General features: G+C 72.2%; 19 protein-coding genes. 4 read left to right on the top strand and 15 right to left on the bottom strand.

What is annotated here, in order from left to right; all coding sequences use genetic code 11:
• Positions 1–87 precede the first annotated feature (87 nt).
• From OG959_RS10935 to OG959_RS10925, 3 genes are read right to left on the bottom strand one after another with little or no spacing between them, the layout of a single operon-like run.
• Entirely contained in the window at positions 88–354 is a 267-nt protein-coding gene (locus OG959_RS10935) for a hypothetical protein (protein WP_326657968.1), read from the bottom strand.
• Between the two features lie 17 nt (positions 355–371).
• Complete coding sequence (locus OG959_RS10930; RefSeq protein ID WP_326657967.1) at positions 372–1,124, bottom strand: TetR/AcrR family transcriptional regulator; 753 nt, start codon at positions 1,122–1,124, stop codon at positions 372–374.
• A gap of 25 nt (positions 1,125–1,149) precedes the next feature.
• Entirely contained in the window at positions 1,150–2,085 is a 936-nt protein-coding gene (locus tag OG959_RS10925) for an AurF N-oxygenase family protein (protein ID WP_326657966.1), read from the bottom strand.
• 179 nt (positions 2,086–2,264) lie between these two features.
• On the opposite strand from OG959_RS10925, the gene OG959_RS10920 reads away from it, so the two are divergent.
• On the top strand, positions 2,265–3,374 hold the full coding sequence (locus OG959_RS10920; protein ID WP_326657965.1) for a ferritin-like domain-containing protein: 1,110 nt from the start codon (positions 2,265–2,267) through the stop codon (positions 3,372–3,374).
• A gap of 20 nt (positions 3,375–3,394) precedes the next feature.
• On the opposite strand, the gene OG959_RS10915 is transcribed toward OG959_RS10920, so the two are convergent.
• The 3 genes from OG959_RS10915 to OG959_RS10905 are packed head-to-tail and all read right to left on the bottom strand — an operon-like array spanning position 3,395 to position 4,878.
• Positions 3,395–3,931: a DinB family protein gene (locus OG959_RS10915; protein ID WP_326657964.1), complete on the bottom strand. Its 537-nt coding sequence runs from the start codon at positions 3,929–3,931 to the stop codon at positions 3,395–3,397.
• Positions 3,928–4,329 (bottom strand): VOC family protein, encoded by a 402-nt coding sequence (locus OG959_RS10910; protein ID WP_326657963.1) that lies wholly within the window; start codon positions 4,327–4,329, stop codon positions 3,928–3,930. The genes OG959_RS10915 and OG959_RS10910 overlap by 4 nt, the downstream gene beginning before the upstream one ends.
• Positions 4,330–4,341: 12 nt before the next feature.
• Positions 4,342–4,878 (bottom strand): GNAT family N-acetyltransferase, encoded by a 537-nt coding sequence (locus tag OG959_RS10905; protein WP_326657962.1) that lies wholly within the window; start codon positions 4,876–4,878, stop codon positions 4,342–4,344.
• Positions 4,879–4,966: 88 nt separating this feature from the next.
• Here OG959_RS10905 and OG959_RS10900 point away from each other — a divergent pair, with 88 nt between their 5' ends.
• Positions 4,967–5,857, top strand: coding sequence for an ADP-ribosylglycohydrolase family protein (locus OG959_RS10900; protein ID WP_326657961.1), 891 nt, complete (start codon positions 4,967–4,969; stop codon positions 5,855–5,857).
• A gap of 62 nt (positions 5,858–5,919) precedes the next feature.
• On the top strand, positions 5,920–6,828 hold the full coding sequence (locus tag OG959_RS10895) for a hypothetical protein (protein ID WP_326657960.1): 909 nt from the start codon (positions 5,920–5,922) through the stop codon (positions 6,826–6,828).
• Between the two features lie 24 nt (positions 6,829–6,852).
• Here OG959_RS10895 and OG959_RS10890 read toward each other — a convergent pair whose 3' ends face one another.
• From OG959_RS10890 to ligD, 8 genes are all read right to left on the bottom strand, one after another.
• On the bottom strand, positions 6,853–7,920 hold the full coding sequence (locus OG959_RS10890) for an amidase (RefSeq protein WP_326657959.1): 1,068 nt from the start codon (positions 7,918–7,920) through the stop codon (positions 6,853–6,855).
• Between the two features lie 4 nt (positions 7,921–7,924).
• Entirely contained in the window at positions 7,925–9,382 is a 1,458-nt protein-coding gene (locus OG959_RS10885) for a peptidoglycan D,D-transpeptidase FtsI family protein (protein ID WP_326657958.1), read from the bottom strand.
• Between the two features lie 34 nt (positions 9,383–9,416).
• Positions 9,417–10,796, bottom strand: coding sequence for an FtsW/RodA/SpoVE family cell cycle protein (locus tag OG959_RS10880; RefSeq protein WP_326657957.1), 1,380 nt, complete (start codon positions 10,794–10,796; stop codon positions 9,417–9,419).
• An 82-nt stretch (positions 10,797–10,878) separates the two neighbouring features.
• A complete protein-coding gene (locus OG959_RS10875; RefSeq protein WP_326657956.1) occupies positions 10,879–12,222 on the bottom strand; it encodes a HAMP domain-containing sensor histidine kinase in 1,344 nt (447 codons plus the stop codon).
• A complete protein-coding gene (locus OG959_RS10870; protein WP_326657955.1) occupies positions 12,219–13,022 on the bottom strand; it encodes a hypothetical protein in 804 nt (267 codons plus the stop codon). The genes OG959_RS10875 and OG959_RS10870 overlap by 4 nt, the downstream gene beginning before the upstream one ends.
• Positions 13,023–13,119: 97 nt before the next feature.
• Positions 13,120–13,455, bottom strand: coding sequence for a zinc-ribbon domain-containing protein (locus OG959_RS10865; RefSeq protein WP_326657954.1), 336 nt, complete (start codon positions 13,453–13,455; stop codon positions 13,120–13,122).
• Positions 13,452–15,584, bottom strand: a complete 2,133-nt coding sequence (locus OG959_RS10860) for a PBS lyase (protein ID WP_326657953.1) — start codon at positions 15,582–15,584, stop codon at positions 13,452–13,454. The genes OG959_RS10865 and OG959_RS10860 overlap by 4 nt, the downstream gene beginning before the upstream one ends.
• 147 nt (positions 15,585–15,731) lie before the next feature.
• Complete coding sequence (ligD, locus tag OG959_RS10855) at positions 15,732–16,628, bottom strand: non-homologous end-joining DNA ligase (RefSeq protein ID WP_326657952.1); 897 nt, start codon at positions 16,626–16,628, stop codon at positions 15,732–15,734.
• A gap of 60 nt (positions 16,629–16,688) precedes the next feature.
• Here ligD and ku point away from each other — a divergent pair, with 60 nt between their 5' ends.
• Positions 16,689–17,828 carry a non-homologous end joining protein Ku gene (gene ku, locus OG959_RS10850; protein ID WP_326657951.1) on the top strand — a complete coding sequence of 380 codons (1,140 nt, stop codon included), beginning with the start codon at positions 16,689–16,691 and terminating at the stop codon, positions 17,826–17,828.
• A gap of 64 nt (positions 17,829–17,892) precedes the next feature.
• On the opposite strand, the gene OG959_RS10845 is transcribed toward ku, so the two are convergent.
• Positions 17,893–19,803, bottom strand: coding sequence for a S53 family peptidase (locus OG959_RS10845; RefSeq protein WP_442805735.1), 1,911 nt, complete (start codon positions 19,801–19,803; stop codon positions 17,893–17,895).
• Positions 19,804–20,130 lie beyond the last annotated feature (327 nt).

Raw genomic sequence — 20,130 nt, 5'->3', positions numbered from 1 at the left:
GGCGCACCCCCCTTGTGACCGTCCCTCGGACCAGAGCGTCGATCTTAGGACGTCCGGCCCCCGACGCCCCATTCCGCCCCGGACGTCTTACCCCGACTTCGACCAGGGCCACTTGGGCCGGTGGCGTTCACGGCCGGCCGGGGCGTACTCGTACACCCAGCCACGCTGGATCCGCAGTCGCCTGGTGTATCCGGCGGGGACCCGCAGGTACGCGTGCACGGTGGCCGGTGCGCCGTCGGCGGCCGGGACCGGGACCTCGTACCACTTGGGCGGGTGGCCGGTCGCGCCGACCAGGACGGGCAGGACCCGCCCGTCCAGCGGGCCGCCGGTGAAGGGGACGTTCTCGCTTCTCACCGCCCCAGTCTGACCGATCAGTCCGGCGGCAGCAGATGCGCCGCCGCGCCGATCAGCGGTGCCAGCCGGTCCGCCAGCCGCCCGGCCGGGCCCGCCGCGGTCTCCAGCGGCAGCAGCTCGGCCACCGCGGACGCGGTCTCCGGGTCGGTGGCCGCGGTGACGGCGAGGAGCCCGATGAACTGGTCGACCAGCCAGTCGCGCAGCTCGGACGCGGCCGGCTGCTTGCCCTCGTCCAGCCAGATCAGCGACGCCGCCTCGACGGCGGCGATCCAGGTGCGCACCATCATCCGCAGCCGTGGCGCGGGGTCGCCGCCGGCGCCCCGGCCCAGGTGCAGGAGGATCTGTTCGGCCGCCGCCCGCCGTACCTCGTCGACGATCGTGCTCGTACGGGACGTCTCGGCGACGCTGCCGCCGCGCAGCAGGGCGCTGAAACCGGCGTCGTGCTCGTCGACGAAGGCGAGGTAGCGGTCGAGTACGCGCGTCACCCGTTCCGTGGGCGGGCCCACGGCCGGTTCGGCGAAGCACAGGATCAGCTGCTCCGCGGCGGACCTGAGCGCCGCCTCGTACAACTGCTGACGCCCGCCGGGGAAGTAGCGGTAGACCAGCGGACGCGACACCCCGGCCACCGTCGCGACCTCGTCGAGCGAGACCTCGTCGGGGGCCCGGTGCGCGAAGAGGGTGAGTGCCGCACCGAGGAGCTGGGTGCGGCGCTCCTCGACGCTGAGCCTTCGGTACGCACGGCTGGGCGGCGCGGCTGCGGCAGGGGTCATACCAGCAGCCTAAGCGCTCGTGCCGTCAGGCGAGCAGGCCGGAGTTCTTCCACAGCCTGCGCCCCACGCCGTTGAGGACCCCGATGTCGTCGAAGAAGTCCGTCAGCCGCTTGGCGCCGGACTGCATGACCTCGGCCCGGTGGCCGCTGGCCTTCACCTGGGCCACGGCTTCCTGCCGGTCCAGGCCGACGTTCTCGTACACCTGCGGGTTGACGAAGCAGACGGAGAAGACGCGGGCCGCCTCCCCGCAGCTCACCCGGGTGAGTTCGCGCTCCCAGCGCGGGGCGGTCACCATCTGGCGGCGCAGTTCCTCGCGGGCGTACCGGACGTGCCGCGCCTCCTCGACCACATGGATGCGGGTGACCCCGCGCACCAGGGTCTGGACGCGCTCGTCGGGGAAGGTCAGGCGCTGCATCCAGTCGAGGATCTCCTCGCCGAGCAGCGTCGCCGCGAACGAACCGGGCGTCGTGGAGACGGTCTTCAGGACGCGGGCCAGATTGTGGTAGCGGCGCGGCACCGGGTAGCAGGGCGAACCGCCCCAGGTGATCATCCGGCCGAACATCATCGAGTGCCGGCACTCGTCGGCGATCTCGGTCAGCGCATAGCGGACGTGGTTGCTGACCACCGGCTTGTCGTAGATGTGGCGGACCAGCAGCTGCATCAGGATGATCTCGAACCAGATGCCGAGCGAGGCGAGCGAGGCGGCCTCGTGCCGGGCCAGTTCCTGCCGCTGTTCCTGCGACATCCGCTTCCACATCGGGGTGTCGTAGAGGGAGATCAGCTCCGGCGGCCAGAACCACTTGCCGTCCTCGGCCGGTGCGTCCCAGTCGAGCTCCTTGTCCGGGTCGAAGGAGTGCTTGGCCGAGGCCTCCAGCAGCCGTTCGGCGATCTGCTCGCGGTCACGGAGCGGGCCGAGTGCGTCGCGGAGTGTCTGCACATCGCGTTCGGTCACGGTCGTCATGGCTGGACGGGCCTCTCCCATGGGTTACCGACGGTCACCCATTATGAGACTACTTGTCAGCAAGGCCGTCAATCCCTTGCGCGCGACTTGTTGACCCGGCGTCTACCAACGTGTGAACCTGCCAACTGAGCCACACGTCAGGTGACTTACCCGGGCCCTGAGAGGCGAAGGAGCCGTCCGTGTCGACACACGACCTCTACACCACCGCCCCCGAGCAGCCGTTGTGGACGGTGCCCGCCTCGGGTGCCGCCCGGTTCAGCTGGGACTACGACGACGGCCGTGAGCGCCTTCTCGCCCTGTACCAGAAGGGCAAGGACAAGCAGTGGGACGGCAACAAGCGCATCGACTGGAGCATCGAGGTCGACCCCGCCGACCCCCTAGGCACCCCCGACGACGCCCTCACCCTGTACGGCACCCCGCACTGGGCGAAGATGACCGAGAAGGACCGGGGCGAGCTGCGCAGGCACTACACCTCCTGGCAGTTCAGCCAGTTCCTCCACGGCGAGCAGGGCGCCATGGTCTGCGCGGCCCGGATCGTGGAGTCCGTCCCCGACCTGGACGCGAAGTTCTACTCCGCGACCCAGACCATGGACGAGGCCCGGCACGCGGAGATCTACGCCCGTTTCCTGCACGAGAAGGTCGGGATGCTGTACCCGATCAACGACAACCTCCAGGGGCTGCTCGGCGACACCCTGCGCGACTCCCGCTGGGACATGCCCTACCTCGGCATGCAGGTCCTCATCGAAGGCCTGGCCCTGGCCGCGTTCGGCATGATCCGCGACACCACGACCCAGCCGCTGCCCAAGCAGATCCTCGCCTACGTCATGCAGGACGAGGCCCGACACGTCGCCTTCGGCCGGATGGCGCTGCGCGACTACTACAAGCAGCTGAGCGATGCCGAACTGCGCGAACGCGAGGAGTTCGTCATCGAGGGCTGCTACCTGATGCGCGACCGGCTCAGCGGGGTGGAGGTGCTGGAGAACTTCGGCATCGCCAAGCAGGAGGCGAAGGACCTCTCCGAGCACTCGGAGTTCCTCCAGCTCTTCCGCAAGCTGCTGTTCAGCCGCATCGTCCCGTGCGTCAAGGACATCGGCCTGTGGGGCGAGCGCCTGCAGAAGGCGTACGTCGACATGGGCGTCTTCGACCTCGGCGACTCGAACCTGGACCTGCTGATGGCGCAGGACGAGGAGATAGCCGAGCAGCTGGACCGGGAACGCTTCGAGGCGGAGGAGCGGGAGCGGGTGGCGGAGGTCGCGGAGGCCATCGCGGAGGGCGGGGAGAGCCAGTAGGGCAGCGCGGGGCCCACCCCCTACGTCAGCACCAGCCACCGCCGTCCGTCGAGGAGTTCGCGTGCCGCGTCGAGATGGCCGGCGTGGCACGCGGTCTCGGTGATGACGTGCAGCAGGACGTCTCGCAGCGTGTGCAGATGCGGTGCGCCGAACTGGTCGTGGGGCCACCGGGCCAGGGGCGCGTCGGCCGCGGCCGACGTGATCACGGCGTCCGCGAGGGCCGCTTCCTCGCGGTAGCGGCCGAGCACCTCGGCGGCGTCGGCCCCGGGGTCCACCTGCCAGGCGTCGTCGATGTCGTCCAAGGCGGCGATCACGGCCGGGTCGCCCGTGAACACGGCACGGAACCAGAACCGTTCGACATCGAGCGCCAGATGCTGGACGAGCCCCAGGCAGCTCCACCCGGACGGCAGCACCGGCAGCCGGAGCGCCTCGGCGTCGAGTCCTTCGAGGATGCCGATGACATGGCGGCGCTGGCCGTCCAGGGACGACAGGAGGGCACGGATCTCGGGGCCGGTGCCGAGGGTCCCGGCCTCCTGGCCGGCTTCGGCCGCGGTCACCGCGCGATCTCCCAGATGTGCCCGCCCGGGTCGCGGAAGCTGGCGGTCCGGATGCCCCAGGGCCGGTCCACCGGCCCGTTCAGCAGCGTCACACCGCGGTCGGCCAGCACCTTGCACAGGGCGTCCACGTCGTCCACGGTCAGCGTGAGCTGCATCCGGGCACCGGCGGCCGGGCCGGCGACGTCCGCAGGTTCGATCAGCCCGTGCGCGGCGGTGGTCCGCAGCAGATTGATGAGCGTGCTGCCGAAGGTGAACACGGCCGAGTTGTCGTCCTCGTAGGTGACCGGCAGTCCGAAGACCTCCCGGTAGAACCGCTTGGTCTCCTCCAGGTCCTCCGTGAACAGGGTGAGAGCGCTGATGCCGCCGGGCCAGTCCGTCGTGCCGTTCGTTTCTGTCACGGCAGTAACGATCTACGAACGTCCCCGCCCTGTACAGGGGTTGGGTTCCTCCACCGTCCGCTCCATGCAGACCAGTTCCGCACGCTCGTCCCATGACGCGGTGACCGAGAAGCCGAGCCGCTCGTAGAGCGAGACCGCTCCCGTGCGCCACCGCCACACCGACAGCCGCACGGTGCGGACCCCGCTCCGCGCGGCGTGCGCGAGCGCGGCGTCGAGGAGCGCGGAGGCGACGCCACGACCGCGGAATCCCGGCGCCGTCCACAGCCGCTTGATCTCCGCCCGGCCGTCCACGGGCGCGGTGACCACGACACATCCCACCGCGGTGTCCCCGTCGCGCGCGACGAGCACGGCGGCACCGGCGAACGCGCCGTCCGGATCCTCCACCTCCGCGCGGTACGCGGCGGGCAGCGCGGCCGGTTCCGAGACGGGCCGGCCCTTCTCCGCCTCCGTCCGCAGGTGGTAGCCGGCCAGCAGTGCCGACAGCCCGTGCACGGTGGCGAGGGAGCCTGCCGGAGGCCGTACGACGGCAAGGTCACGTCGGTCGTTCATGGCATCAGGATCACATGGCGTTCCACCGGACCCGAACACGGCCGAAATCCGGTGTACGGCACCGGGCCGACGGCGGGACGATGCCTCCATGACCTCCACCGATGTCGTCCCCGACCTGACCGCCGCCCGCCGCAGTCTCGAAGGCCTCGCGCTCGGCGACGCGTTCGGGGAACGGTGGTTCCCGCTCTTCCGGGAACCCCGGAAGGCGTTCGACGAGATCAGGGCGCGCCGCACCCCGCACGAGCCCGTCTGGCACTGGACCGACGACACCGCGCTGGCCCGCGCGCTCCAGCGGGTGCTCGACGACCACGGGCACGTCGAGCAGGACCGGCTCGCGCTGTACTTCGCGCTCGCCTTCGACGCCGACCAGGCCCGCGGGTACGGCCACGGCATGCACCTGCTGCTGCCCCAGCTGCTGGTGTCCCCGGCCGACTGGCGGACGCTGGCCCCCGAGCTGTTCGAGGGCGGAAGCCTCGGCAACGGCGCCGCGATGCGGGTCGCCCCGCTCGGCGCGCGGTTCCACCGGGACCTCGACCACGTGGCCGGACAGGCCGTGCTGCAGGCCGAGATCACCCACGCCCACCCGGAGGGGATCGCGGGCGCGGTGGCCGTCGCGGTGGCGGCGGCGCTGGCGGTACGGGGCGAGTTCACGCTGTCGCGGGTCGCCGGGCGGACCCCCGCGGGGGCGGTGCGGGACGGTCTTCTCCGGGCCGTGGACGTACCGTTCGCCACCGAACCGTGGAAGGCCGCCGACCTCCTCGGCAACGGGCAGCGCATCCGCTCCGACGACACCGTGCCCTTCGCCCTGTGGACCGCGGCCCGGCACCCCGAGGACCTGGAGGCGGCGCTCTGGGCCACCGCCGAGGGGCTCGGGGACGTCGACACCACGTGCGCCATCACCGGCGGGGTCGTCGGCGCGGTCACCGGCGTCGACGGGGTGCCGGACGTGTGGATGCGCCGCCGCGAACCACTGAGCTGACGCGGGGGCCGCAAGCTCCGGCAGGCGAAAGGGTGTTCCCCCCATGGCGTAACTTTGGCGTCATGAGCATGCCGCCGCCCCCGTCCCCGCAGGGCCCGTACGGAGCGCCGCAGGGCCCGTACGGCCTCCCGCAGCAGCCCCAGCAGAGCCCGTACACCCAGCAGCCGGAGCCGGGGCAGCAGCAGCCCAACGGGTATCCGGCGCACCCGGGCGGGTATCCCCAGCAGCCGTACGGGCCGCAGGCACCCCAGCCGTGGGGCGCTCCGGCCCCCGGTGCGCCCGGGTGGCCCGGGATGCCCCCGCCCCGGCGGAACAGGACCGGGCTCGTCGTCGGCATCACCCTCGGTGCTTTGGTGGTGGCCGGTGGCATCGCCTTCGGCGTCTCGCGCCTGGTGGACGAGGTGGACAAGGCCGGCGGTATCCCGTCGGTCGGGGACTTCCCGGCGGCCGAATACCGGCTGACCGTGCCGAAGAAGCTGCTGGACGACGAGTACACACTGCTCAAGGACTCCTCGGCGACCGACGGCAAGGACATCGAGGGGACCTACGACCCGACCATCCGTGACGCGAAGGCCGTCGTCACCCAGTACACCTCCGAGAGCGGCGGGACCCTGGTCATCTCCGGGATGTGGGGCCGGATCAAGGGACCCGAGTTCACCCGCGACAAGATCCTGGAGGGGGCGGTGCAGAACGAGGGCATGACCATCGCCGTACCCGCCCGGGAGTTCACCCCCGCGGGATACGGGATCACGGTGTCCTGCCAGGTCGTCCGGTCCAAGGAGGGCGGCGTCACCAGCACCCTCCCGATGTGCGCCTGGGGTGACGACAACACCGCGTCCTTCGTCGCCGTCATCACCGCCGAGACCGCGCTCCAGGACCCGCAGGAGGTCGACCTCGACAAGGCCGCCCTGGACACCGCCAAGGTCAGGGCCGAGTCGCGCAAGCCGATAGCCGCGGCCGAAGCCGGCTGACCGGACTCCGGGCCCGGCGGCCCGCTACAGCCGCGCGGGGCCCAGCGCCTCCTCCACCGCGCAGGCCATGGCGAGCAGCTGGGCGTCCGCGCCGCGCCGCGCCACCAGTTGGAGCCCGACCGGGCAGCCGTCCGGGGTGAATCCGGCGGGCACACTCGCCGCCGGATGCCCGCTCAGGTTGAACGCGCAGGTCAGCGAGGTGGAGAAGAGTGCGCCCGGACCGTCGTGGCCGTGCGGGCGGTTGGGGGTGACGGGGGTGAGGAGCAGCGGCGTGCGCGCGAAGAAGGCGTCCAGTCTGCGGTCGTTCTCGCGCCGGACCCCGTCGAGACGCGGCTCCACCTCTCCGCCCCGTACGGCCTGCCACGTCGCCCCCGGGTCCAGGAGAGCGCAGCCGCCGTCCGCGAGCCGCACCACCCCCGCCGCGACCAGCCGCCGTACCGCGCCATGCACCACCGCCGCCACCTCCGGGTCGACGTCCGCGAACCCCAGGCCGGGGCTGTGGGCGGCGGTCAGGGGCAGTTCGGCCGGGGCCGGTTCGCAGCCGTCCAGGACGCAGCGCAGATACGTCCGCGCGTCCGCGGCCGTCCGGGTCAGGACCCCGGCGGAGGCGAGGCCGGACCGGTCGGGGGACGGCAGCAGCCCGTTGGTCGTCTTCAGCCCGAACACCCCGCACCACGCGGCCGGGATGCGCACCGACCCCGCCCCGTCGCTGCCGGTCGCCAGGGGCACCAGGCCCGCCGCGACCGCGACCGCCGAGCCCGCCGAGGAGCCGCCCGGTGTCCGGTCCGGCCGCCACGGGTTGACGGTGCGTCCGTGGGTGCCGAGACCCCAGGTCTTCCAGTACGTGCCGGGGCCCGGCACGGACGTGGAGCCGACCGGGACGCCGCCGGCGGCGATCAGCCGCCGCGCGGCGTACGAACGGAGCCCGGTCGGGCCTTTCACCGCGAACGGCAGCCCGGCGAGGGGAAGCCGGGCGGCCTCCGGAAGCCGGGCGAACGCCTCGTCGCGCCACACGTCGAGGAACGCGCAGAGCCGCGGGTCCTCCCGCTCGATCGCGGCCAGCGTCTCGGAGAGCTCCCGGAAAGCCGTCATCGACTCAGTCTTCCAGGGCCGCCTCCATCACGGAACGGGCGATCGGCGCGGCGCTGCCGCCGCCGCTGATGTCGGCCCGGTCGGCGGAGGCGTCCTCGACGACCACGGCGACGGCGACCGCCGGCCGCCCGGAGTCCTCCGCCTGGGCCCACGAGATGAACCAGGCGTAGGGCAGACCGGAGTTGTCGATTCCGTGCTGGGCCGTGCCGGTCTTGCCTCCGACCGTCGCGCCGTCGATCGCCGCATTGGTACCGGTGCCGTCCTGCACCACGTCGATCATCATCTGCCGCAGCTGCATCGCCGTCATCGGATTCATCGCCCGGTGGTACGAACGCGATCCGGTGGTGTGGACGGTGGAGCCGCTGTGCGTGGTCGTACGGTCCACCAGATGCGGATACATGAGGTCGCCGCCGTTGGCCACGGCCGAGGCCACCATCGCCATCTGGAGCGGGGTGGCCGTCGTGTTGAACTGGCCGATCGAGGACTGCGCCAGCTGGTCGTCGCTCATGTCCGTGTCGAAGTTGCTCCTCGCCACCCCGGAGGGGATCTTCAGCCCGGAGTCGTTGAAGCCGAACTTCCCGACCGCGTCCACCATGCCGTCCAGGCCGACCTCCACCCCGAGGTGCGCCATCACGGTGTTGCAGGAGACCCGGATCGCCTCGGCCAGCGACGCCTTCTCACAGCCCCGGGCCTCGTCGGGCAGCGTGGTCGAGGTGTTCGGCAGGACGTAGGGGGACGGGGTGTCGGTCGCGGCGTCCGGGTCGGTGACGACCTCCGCGTCCAGTGCCGCCGCGGCCGTCACGATCTTGAACGTGGAGCCGGGCGGATACGTCTGCCGGATCGCCCGGTTGAGCATCGGCTGGCTGGTGGAGGAGTTGAGCTCGCGCCAGGCGTCGGTGACGGACGAACCGGTGCCGGAGAGCCGCTCGGGGTCGTACGACGGCGTCGAGACCAGGGCCAGGATCTTGCCGGTCGTCGGCTCGACGGCCGCGACCGCGCCCCGCCGGCTGCCGAGCCCCTCGTACGCGGCGCGCTGCATCGAGTCCTTGATCGTGGTGACGACATCACCGCCCGGCTGCCGGTCGCGGGTGATCTCGTTCCAGAACGGGAGCGGCGCGAGCATGGGGTCGGTGCCGGAGAGGACCGCGTCCTCGGCGTTCTCGATCAGGGTGGTGCCGTACGTCTGCGAGGCGTAGCCCGTCACCGGCGCGTACAGCGGGCCGTTGCGGTAGGTGCGTTCGTACGCGAGCTGGTCACCGGTGTCCTTCGAGCCGGTGACGGACCGGCCGTCGACCAGGATGTTGCCGCGCGGCCGGTCGTAACGGTCGATGGTGGTACGCCGGTTGGCGGGGTTGTCGTCGAGGGCGTCGGCCTCGAAGACCTGGACGCGGGCGGCGTTCACCAGGAGTGCCACGAGCAGCAGCAGGCAGAACGCGGCGGCGCGGCGGATGTAGCGGATCATGTCCGGGCCCCCAGGGCGGTCGGCGGGTGCGGGATCACCGTTCGTTCTCCGGGACCGGTGCGACGACGCCGGTCTCCACCTCGTCGGGGTGGGGCCTGCGGGCCACGTCGCTGACCCGGATCAGCAGCGCCACGATGATCCAGTTGGTGACGACCGAAGAGCCGCCCTGCGCGAGGAACGGCATCGCCATACCGGTCAGCGGGATCAGCCCCATCACGCCGCCCGCGATCACGAACACCTGGAGCGCGAGGATCGAGGCGAGTCCGATCGCGAGCAGTCGCCCGAACGCGTCGCGCAGGGCGAGCCCGGCCCGGTAGCCGCGCGCCACCAGCAGCGCGTACAGCATGAAGAGCGCGGTCAGGCCGGTCAGGCCGAGCTCCTCGCCGGCCGTCGCCAGGATGAAGTCGGACTTGGCGGCGAAGCCGATGAGGATGGAGTGGCCGAGCCCGAGACCGGTGCCGAGCATCCCGCCCGCGGCGAAGGCGAACAGCGACTGGGCGAGCTGCCCGGGGCCCCGGCCGGCGTCGATGGAGGCGAACGGGTCGAGCCAGTCCTGCACCCGGCTGTGTACATGCGGTTCGAAGGAGCCGACGGCGAACGCGCCGACGGCGGCGAGCAGAAGGCCGACCGCGATCCACCCGGTCCGGCCGGTCGCCACGTACAGCAGGATCACGAACAGGCCGAAGAACAGCAGCGAGGTGCCCAGATCGCGTTCCAGGACCAGGACGCCGACGCTGATCAGCCAGATCGCCACGATCGGACCGAGCACCCGGCCGGTGGGGAGCTGGAGCTTCCAGATCCGGCGGCCGGTGTACGCGAGGGCGTTGTGGTTCGCCGCGAGGTAGGCGGCGAAGAACACGGCGAGCAGGATCTTGGCGAACTCGCCCGGCTGGAAGGAGAATCCGCCGACCCTGATCCAGATCTTGGCGCCGTTCACCGCGGGGAAGAAGATCGGCACGATCATCAGGACGAGGGCGGCGGCGACCGAGAGGTACGCATAGCGCTGGAGGACCCGGTGGTCGCGCAGGAACACCACGACCGCGATGAAGAACGCGACGCCGAGCGTGGACCAGATCAGCTGGGTGGGCGCCGCCTGGTCCTTCGGTGTCTCCAGGTCGAGCCGGTAGATCAGCACCAGGCCCGTGCCGTTGAGCAGCACGGCGATGGGCAGCAGCAGCGGATCGGCGTACGGGGCGCGGAAGCGGACGGCGAGGTGGGCGAGGAGGGCGAGCAACCCGAGTCCGCCGCCGTATCCGGCGACGTCGGGCGGGACCGCGTCGTCGTGGGCCAGACCGACGGCGGCGTAGCCGTAGACGGAGATGAGGACGGCCCCGATGAGGAGCGAGAGTTCTACGCCGCGCCGCTTGGGCAGGCGCAGCTCGGGCGGGGGTGCGTCCGCCGTCGTTGCGGTCATGCCACGCAACGTAGCAAGACGTGGGTGTTATTTCCCTTATGTCCTTATGGAAGGTGCGTGGGGTCCGGGTGCCGTCCGGCTGTCAGGCGCCGGCGGGGGAACGCGGCGGGTCCTCGTCGTCGTCCAGGCGTACGTACTCCGGCAGCGTCAGCCGGGCCAGCGCCCCGCCGTCCGGCGCGTTCTCCAGGACCAGCTCGGCGCCCATCACCTCCGCCTGCCCGACGGCGATGGTCAGGCCGAGGCCGTGGCCCTTGGCGTCGCCCTCCGTGCGGAAGCGCTGCGGGCCGCCCGCGATCAGATAGTCCGGGAAGCCCCCGCCGTGGTCGCGTACGGTCACCACCGGCCCGTCGACCGTCAGTACCACCGGCGGGCGGCCGTGCCGGTGCGCGTTGCCGATCAGATTGCCGAGCACCCGTTCCAGGCGCCGCCTGTCCGTCTCGACCCGCACCGGCGGTCCGTCCCCGGCGACCCTGACCTCGGTGCCGCCACCCGAGGCGCGGGCCACCCGCTCGACGAGCGGCGCCAGCTCGTGCACATCGAGGTCGACGTGTTCGGTACGGGCGTCGAGCCGGGAGATCTCCAGCAGATCCTCCGTCAGCGCGCGCATCGCCCGGACCCGGTCCCGCACCAGCTCCGAAGGGCGGCCCGGCGGCAGCAGCTCGGCGGCGGCCGACAGGCCGGTCAGCGGGGTGCGCAGCTCGTGCGCGACATCCGCGGTGAAGCGCTGCTCGGCCACGAGCTTGCGCTGGAGCGCCGAGGCCATGGTGTCCAGTGCTCCGGCGACGATCGCGACCTCGTCCGGCCGGCGCGAGGGGTCGGCCGTGCGGGGGTCGCTGACCCGGGCGTCCAGATCGCCCGCGCCGATCCGCCGGGCCACCTGTGCGGTCTGGTGCAGCCGCCGGGTGACCCGGGTGACGGAGAACGCGCCGACGAGCAGGGTGGCGCCGATCGCCAGCAGCGAGGAGCCGAGGATCGCTCCGTCCAGGCCGTTGATCGTGCGGGCGCTCTGGCTGTAGTCGACCTGCGTCGCCAGGGCGTGCCCGTCCGCCGGGGCGGCCGCCCACATCGTGGGGCGGCCGAGATGGTCGGCGACCATGGTGCCCCGTTTCCCGTCCTCCACCGCCAGGGCGCGCAACGACGCGGGCAGCCCCGGCGGATCGAGCCCGGAACGCGGCGGCAGGGCCCCGCCCGCCTCGTAGGCGGCGGTGGCGGTCTCCAGCCGGGCGAGCGCCTTCTCCCGGGCGTGGCCGACCGTCTGCCGGGTGACCGCGGTGTGCACCAGCACGCCCAGCAGGGCGGCGAGGACACAGCACATCACGGTGATGAAGACGGCGGACTTCCAGGTCAGCGTCGCGGTCCAGGCGGGCAGCCGCAGCCGCCGCCGGGGACGGCGGACCCGGCTCGCGCCCGTCCGTGCCCCTCTCACCTGCGCTCCGCGGTCACGGCAGGCGAGGGCGCCGACGTGGGTGCGGCCGTGCCGGGGCTCGGGGTCGCGTCGGCGGTCGGCGGGGCGGAGGGCCGGGTGCTCGGGGTGCGGCGGCGCTCCGGATCGGCCCGCCGGGCCATCCGCAGGATCTCCTCCTGGGTCGGCAGCATGGCGCGCTGCTGGTCGTCCCAGGACCAGGCCGTGCGGTACTCGTACCCGGTGATGGCCGAAGGGGCCCGCATGACCAGGGCCCGGCCCGCCAGCTCCACGCTGATCACGGCGTCGGAGGTCGACATGATCCGGGTGAGCCCGCTCGGCTCCGGCATGTAGACGCGTACGGAGAGCTGGCGGGCGGCCAGCTGGATGCCGAGGATCATCTCGTCCCGGCCGTCGCCCGTCAGGTCGCGGTAGTACGGCTTCAGCACCGGGCAGGAGGCGGGCGCGGTCCGGCAGGCGTTGATCCGCCGTACGGCCGCGGCCGGGAGCGCGTCCGTTCCGCTGGAGCGGTCCGGACGGGCGTTCAGCCCCGCCTGCACCACCGCCACCGGGTCCAGCAGGCGCACATCGCCGCCCGGGACGGTGATCCCGGGGATATGGGCGGTCTCGCCCTCGCCGTAGTCGTACGGGGCGGCGGAGGCGGGCGGCAGCTCCGGCCAGAGGCGGGCGGGGCCGATGGCGGCCGGAGGCCGTCCGGCGCTCTTCAGCTCGCCGCCGGTGCCGCATCCGGCCAGCAGGGCGGCGCCCGTGAGCGCCGCGACGGCGGCAGCCGTGCCTCGCCCCGTCCGGTGCTGCGGACGCATGTCTTCCTCCCGTTCCGGCGGCCGGTCCGGACCACGCGTGATCGCGCACGGTCCCGGCTCCGTAGACCTTATTCGGAAGGAAGTCCCTTATGCGTATTTACTGCTGATAGGGGTTCTGGCCCTGCGCCTGGCCCTGCGAGCCCGGAGCGTAACCCGGCTGCTGCGGGGACTGGCCGAAGGGGTTACCGCCCTGCGCGGCCACGTGCTGGGCCAGCAGCTGATCGGCCTGCTCCTTGGGGATCTGCTGCTCCCCGCCGCAGAACGTGCACTGAGTCGCGTACTTCGTCGAGAAGGGGAACAGCGGCACGAAGAACAGCGTGAACTTCGTCACCCGCTTGCGCAGCGTGTGCGCCGCCGGATTCCCGCACCAGCCGCAGACCAGCGTCAGGACCGCCAGCTGGTAGAGATAGCCTCGCGTACCGAAAATGATCATATCGTGGGTCCCTTCCCCGAATTCCCCAGGAGCGCCCGGCGGCAGAGCGCCAGCAGCTTTTCGTCCTCGTACGTGTCATGGCTGCCGTACCCGCCGTCCATCGCGTTGTGACGGCGTACGGAGGCGAGTTCGGCGCGCAGCACGTGCGCCGCCTCCGACCCTGCACCAGCAGCCCCCGCCCGCGCCAGGCATTCGGCCACCCGAACCCTGACATGACGGTTCTTCTCCCAGGCTGCCAGGAGTACCGGAACGGACTCCTCGGCCCGTCCGGAAACCTCCCACAGAGCGATCGCCGCGTCCACCCGCAGCCACAGCTCCTCGTGCAGCAGCAGCGCCCGCAGCCGCGGCGCGGTCACCGCCGCGTGCGCACCGAGCCGGCCCAGCGCGCTCGCCGCCGCCCGGCGCTCGCGCGCGTGCTCCGCCTGGAGCCCCTCGATCAGGACCGGCAGCACCGCCCCGGCGTCCCCGTCGACGGCCCAGAGCGCCTCGGCCGCCTCCGTGGCCCCCGCCGTCCCGGCGCGCCGGATCAGCGCACGCAGCTCCGGGACCGCGCAGTGCGCAGCGGGCCCGAACGAGCCGAGCGCCCGCAGCGCCGCCGTACGCAGCCACTCGCCCCGGTACTCCGGCGCCCCGCGCAGGATCCGCAGCACCTCGGGCGCCGCCTCGCCCGCCCGCAGCGCGGTCAGCCCGCCCAGCAGCGGGCTCGCCCGGTCGTACGCCTCCTCGTCCAGCCCGACCTCGCTCAGCCGGCGCCGCAGCACACCGGCCAGGGGTGCGGCGGCCGCTCCCAGATACCCGATGGCGAACCCCACGTCGTGCGGCACCTCGGGCCGCTCCAGCGCCGCCGCCAGCGCCGGCACCGCGCGTACGTCGCCCAGCCGCGCCAGGGCCTTCACCGCGCTGCCGAGCCCCGGCGGCCCGCTCGCCCACTCCTTCACCCAGGCATCCGGATCGGCCGCGACCCGGGCCGCCAGCGCGTCGCCCGCGGGCGCGGCCAGGCCGAAGAGCTCCTCCAGGACGTGCGAGGCGGCCTCGGCCAGTTTCGGCTCGTCCGAGACCAGCTGATCGCCCACGAGCCGGACGAGCTCCCCGTAGGAACCGCGCCAGGCCCTGATCAGTCCGCTGCTCATCCGGACGGCGTCGATGCGCTGCCCCGGGTCGGGGCTGCACAGCTGATCGGTCAGCAGCGCCGTCCGGTCGGCGACCCGGTCGTCGAGGCCGACGTGCAGCGTGCGCAGCAGAGCGGCCGTCCAGGGCGCCGCGCGCCCGGCCCCGTCCGCGGCCGCCGGCGCCCGCAACTGCCCGACCAGGGTCATCGGCGCGGCCTCGGCGCAGGCGGGATCGGCCGGTGCCCCGAGAGCCCGGGACCCCGCCTCGGAGATCTCCGGCGCCCCGGGGGCCGAGCGCAGCTGCCTCAGCAGACCCGCCACCACCCGCACCACATCGCCCGGCAGCGCCTCGGGAGCGCACCGCGCCAGCTGGGCCAGGGCCGCCAGCCGCAGCCCCGGCGGATTGGCCTCGGCGGCCAGCCGGCTCAGCCAGTCGGCGATCCGGCCGGCCAGCGGTCCGTGGCGCAGGGCGACCCGGCCCGCGGCCTCGACCAGGGCGAGCCGCACCTCGTCGTCCGGTTCGAGCGTCAGCCGCTCGCACAGCAGGGTCAGGACCCGGGCCGGACTGCCGTGCAGCGTGGCCAGCGCCAGCGGGGCGGAGACCCGCACCCCCGGATCCTCGTCGGCCAGCAGCGCGAAGAAGACCCCGGCGCCCGCGCTGACGGCCGCCGCCGCCATCGCGTAGTTCGCCGCGCCCTCCGCGTCGTCCTCGTCCTCGGCCTCGCCGATGTCCTCCTCGTCGATGTCGATGCCGCCGATGCTGGTCAGCAGCTCGACGATGCCCCCGCGGTCCGGGACCAGCGGATCGACGACCAGCTCGAAGAGGAAGGGGATGCAGGCGAGCGTGCAGGCGTAGACGTCACCCTGGTGGTGGACCGCCCCGTACATGCCGTCCAGCGCGGCCTCGCGCTCCGACGGGTCGGCGGACGCCAGGCCGCGGAGCAGGGCCGGCACGTCGTCGGCAGGCCCGTAGGCATGCTCCATCGAGGCCCAGTCGACCTCGTCGATCCCCGCGAACACGCCATCGCCTCCCCACGGTTTCCCACGAAGCAGTGTCTTGCGCAGAGTGTGCACCACCGCTCGGACAATCCACCCGCCCCATGCCGCCTTTTGCCCTTGAACATGACAACACCTGCGCCGATGCGGTATGTCCCGGCCACCGGAGCCCTACGGAGTGTCCGGAATCGGCCGCCCCCGGTCCGGCTCGGTGAGCGGTGCGAGCAGATCGCCGTACCGGTGCAGCCGCTCCGCCATCGCACCGGCCAGGAAGACCAGCGCCCCGGGCCGGCGGCACGCCTCGATCTCCGCCCAGGTGACCGGCGCGGAGACGGCCGGCTCGGCCCGCGCCCGCAGCGTGTACGGGGTGGCCGTCGTCTTCGCCGCCGCGTTCTGGCTGAAGTCGACGAACACCTTGCCCGGCCTCAGCGCCCGCCTCATCCGGTGCACCACCAGATCCGGAAGCTCCTTCTCCGCCTCGACGGCGAGCATCTTCGCGTACGCCGACACCCGCTCGGAAGCGGTGGGCTCCAGCGGTACGAGCAGATGCAGCCCCTTGGACCCGGAGGTCTTCCCGTACGCCTCCAGCCCGTCCGCCGCCAGCCGCTCCCGTAGCCAGAGGGCGACCGTGCAGCACTCCACGACCGTCGCGGGCGCGCCCGGGTCCAGATCGAACACCATCCGGTCCGCCACCCCCGGCGTCCCGGCCCGCCACTGCGGGGTGTGGAACTCCACCACCAGATTGGCCGCCCACATCAGTGAGGCGAGGTCCTGGACGACGACCTGCCGGGCCTGCTCCTTCTCGTGGTGCGGCACCGGGGCGGTGTGTACCCAGGACGGCGTACCGGGCGGCGGGTTCTTGGTGAAGAACAGCTGCCCGTCCGGCCCGTCCGGATAGCGCAGGAAGGACAGGGGCCGGTCCCGCAGCTGGGCCAGCAGGACCTCGGCCGCCGTGGCCGCGTAGTAGTGCAGCACCTCGCCCTTGGTGGTGCCGGTGGCCGGATACAGCACCTTGTCCAGGTTGCTGAGCGGCACCCGCCGCCCCTCCACCACGGTGATCGGCGTCATACGATAAGAGTCACATGAAATACGGATCTATACGGATGTAACGCACATAAGGGGTGACCGGTGAGGTCCATCTGGAACGGCGCCATCTCCTTCGGGCTGGTCAGCATCCCGATCAAGCTGGTCAACGCCACCGAGAACCACTCGATCTCCTTCCGCCAGATCCACGCCGCCGACGGCGGCCGCATCCGCTACCGCAAGGTGTGCGAGCTGGACGGCGAGGAGGTGACCGCCTCCGACATCGGCAAGGCGTACGAGGACGCGGACGGCTCGATGATCCCGATCACCGACGAGGACCTCGGCTCGCTTCCGCTGCCCACCGCCAAGACCATCGAGATCGTCGCCTTCGTGCCGGCCGACTCCATCGACCCGCTCCAGATGGACGCGGCGTACTACCTGTCGGCCAACGGGGTGCCGGCCGCCAAGCCGTACACCCTGCTGCGCGAGGCGCTCAAGCGGAGCCAGAAGGTCGCCCTCGCCAAGTACGCGCTGCGCGGGCGGGAGCGGCTGGGGATGCTGCGGGTGGTCGACGACGTGATCGCGATGCACGGACTGCTCTGGCCGGACGAGATCCGGGCCCCCGAAGGGGTCGCTCCGGAGAGCGACGTGTCGGTCCGCGACGCCGAGCTCGATCTGGCGGACGCGCTGATGGACACGCTCGGCGAGGTCGACATGGAGTCGCTGCACGACGACTACCGCGAGGCGGTCGAGGAGCTCATCGCGGCCAAGGCCTCCGGCGAGGTCCTGGAACCGCCCGAGTCCGGCGGCTCCGGTGGCGGCAAGGTCATCGACCTCCTCGCGGCCCTGGAAAGCAGTGTCCGGGCGGCGAAGGAGGCCCGCGGCGAGGACGGGGACGAGGGGGACGGGGCGGATGAGGAGAAGGCGTCGGTCACCTCGCTCGCGGACCGCAAGCCGTCGGCCTCCACCACGCACAGGACGCCCACGGGCAAGTCGGTGTCGCGCACCTCGTCCTCCGGCGGCGGGTCCCGGAAGTCCGCCTCCTCGCCCAAGTCCTCCGGGGCGAAGAAGTCCACGGCGAGCACGGGCAAACAGGCGGCGAAGAAGACCGCGTCCGGCAGCCGGTCCGGGGCGAAGAAGACCGCTTCCAAGACCGCTGCGTCCAAGAGCACCACGTCCAAGAAGACGGCGGCCAAGAAGCAGAGCGGCACGAAGACGGCCTCCCGCAAACGGGCCTCCGCGTGACGGAGCCGGCCGTCACGGGGATCCATCCCCCGCGACGGCCGGCTCACATCCCCGTTCCGCGGATTCAGCGCCTGCGGTACGAGCTCACATAGCCGGAGGCCGGAGTACCGACACCCGTCACGTCGTCGTAGCCCCGCACCGCCGACAGCGAGGCGTCCTTGCCGAGACTGCGCACCGAGGTCCGCAGTCCGTCCGCCGCGTCGAAGCCGTTGGTGAAGTCCACCCGGGCGACCGCGAGATCACGGCCGGCACCCAGCGGGTGGTCCGTCACGTCGTGGTACGCCTTCGAGTGGTAGCGGGCGTAGATCGCCGGGTTGGCGAAACCGATCGGGCGCCCGTGCTGCGCCTGCTGCGCGAGGGCCTGGACACCGGCGATGACCGGCGCCGCCAGTGACGTACCGCCGATGCGGTACTCGTCGTAGCCCAGCGATCCGTCCGGCAGCGTCTGCGTCTGGCCCACCAGGAAGCCGGTGTTCGGGTCGGCGACGGCCGCGATGTCCGGGGCCGTCCGCATCCGGGCCGTCCCGTTCGCCTTCGCCAGCGAGTCCGGCACGATGCCGCGCTGGTAGAACGGCTGCTTCACCGTGGAACTGGTACCGCCGCCCGCGCCCGAGGTGTACGCCCCGGGGAAGCCCGTCCAGCTCCTGCCGTCCGCCGCCAGCGGAGCGTTCAGCGTGCCCCAGCCGGTCTCCCACTGGTACGTGTCGTGCTTGCCGACGGCCAGCGACGTACCGCCGACCGAGGTCACCCAGGCGGAGTTGGACGGGACGTCGATCTGCTTGGTGCCGGTCGACGCGACGTTGTCGCCGTCGTCACCCGAGGAGAAGTAGAAGCCGATGCCCTCGACCGCGCCCATCTTGAACACCTGGTCGTAGGCGAGCGCCAGGTCGGGCGTCTGGTTGGCCTCGATGTCGCCCCACGAGTTGGAGACGATGTCGGCGAGCCGGTGGTCGACGACCTTGTTCAGCGAGTCCAGCAGGTCGTTGTCGTAGCAGGACGCGCCGCCCACGTACACGATGTCCGCGGCGGGCGCGACGGCGTGCACTGCCTCGACGTCGAGCGTCTCCTCGCCGTACCAGCCGGACGCCCCGCACTCCTCGGTCTTCGTGTAGTCGTCCGGCAGCACCTGGCTGAGCTGCCCGCGCCGGTAGGGCGCGTCACCGTTGCGCTTCGCGTACTCGGCGGCGTCCTTGGCGATGGTGGGGGAGGCGTACGCGTCCGTGATCGCGACGGTGACCCCCTTGCCGGTGTAGCTGCCGGCCCCGTACGCGGCGCGCAGTTGCTTGCCCGTGTACCCCTTGACGGCGTACGGCACCTTGGCCCCGTAGGCGCTCGGCAGGGTGGAGGCGGTCTTCGACCCGAAGTACGAGGAGAACGGCCCGGAGTTGCGGAACACCGCGTCGGGCGGCGGCAGCACCTCGTCGTGGCTCGACGTGTGCGGCGCGTTGTCCAGACCCGAGACGGCGAGCACGGCGTCGCTCAGCGCGGCCGGCACGGAGGCGGTGGAGGCGGGGGCGCGATAGGTGCGGCTTCCCTTGCGGTAGTTGCGCAGCTGTGTGCTGAACGCCTTCTCCGCCTGCGCCACTTCACCGGTGGCCGAGACGTAGTGCTGGGTGGCACCGGTGACGGTCAGCCCACTGGCCTCCAGCCACTGGCTGACCCGGTCGATCTGGTCCCGGGTGGCCCCGAACCGCGCCTGCGCCTGTGCGGCGCTCAGGTACTTCCCGTACGAGGGTGACTGCGGGTCCGAGACGGCGGCCGCGTAGGCGGCCAGCCCCTTCGCGTCCCGTCCGGCGAGGTGGACCCGGACGGCGACCTTTCCGCTGTCGGCCGTGGCCCCCTGATCGGCCGTGGCGGTGGCCCAGGCCGGCTTGGTGCCCTGCAGCGCGTCCCGGCCGCCCGGCGCGGAATCCGCGCTGGCGTCGGTTATCCCGAACGCGAGCGCACCGGCGAGCAGTGGCAGCGTCGCCGCCATGCTCAGCGCGGCGCGTCGTCGGGTGCGGCTGATTCTCAAAACAACCCCCTGCGATGTGGGTCTCGCGTGTGGCGCATGTGCCGAATGTTGTGCACATGTAATGCGCCACTCTGGCGAGGAACACCTCATGTAGGGGGCATGCAATGACCAAGAATGAGCCAAAGGCTGCTTGACGAAGGGGAGTTCGCGCCGTTTGGCCGAGGATCGGACCGTGCCGCCCGGTGGCTCCCGATAGATCCGGATGATCCCGGGTGCCCGCTGCCCCGGCCGCCTCCCCGTCCCGACGGAATTCCGGGCCGATGCCCCCGCCGCCCAGTAGGGTACGAA

The organism is Streptomyces sp. NBC_00385 (genome assembly GCF_035917155.1).
Classification (GTDB): Bacteria; Actinomycetota; Actinomycetes; order Streptomycetales; family Streptomycetaceae; genus Streptomyces; species Streptomyces poriferorum.
This window is presented reverse-complemented; position numbering and strand designations above follow the sequence as displayed.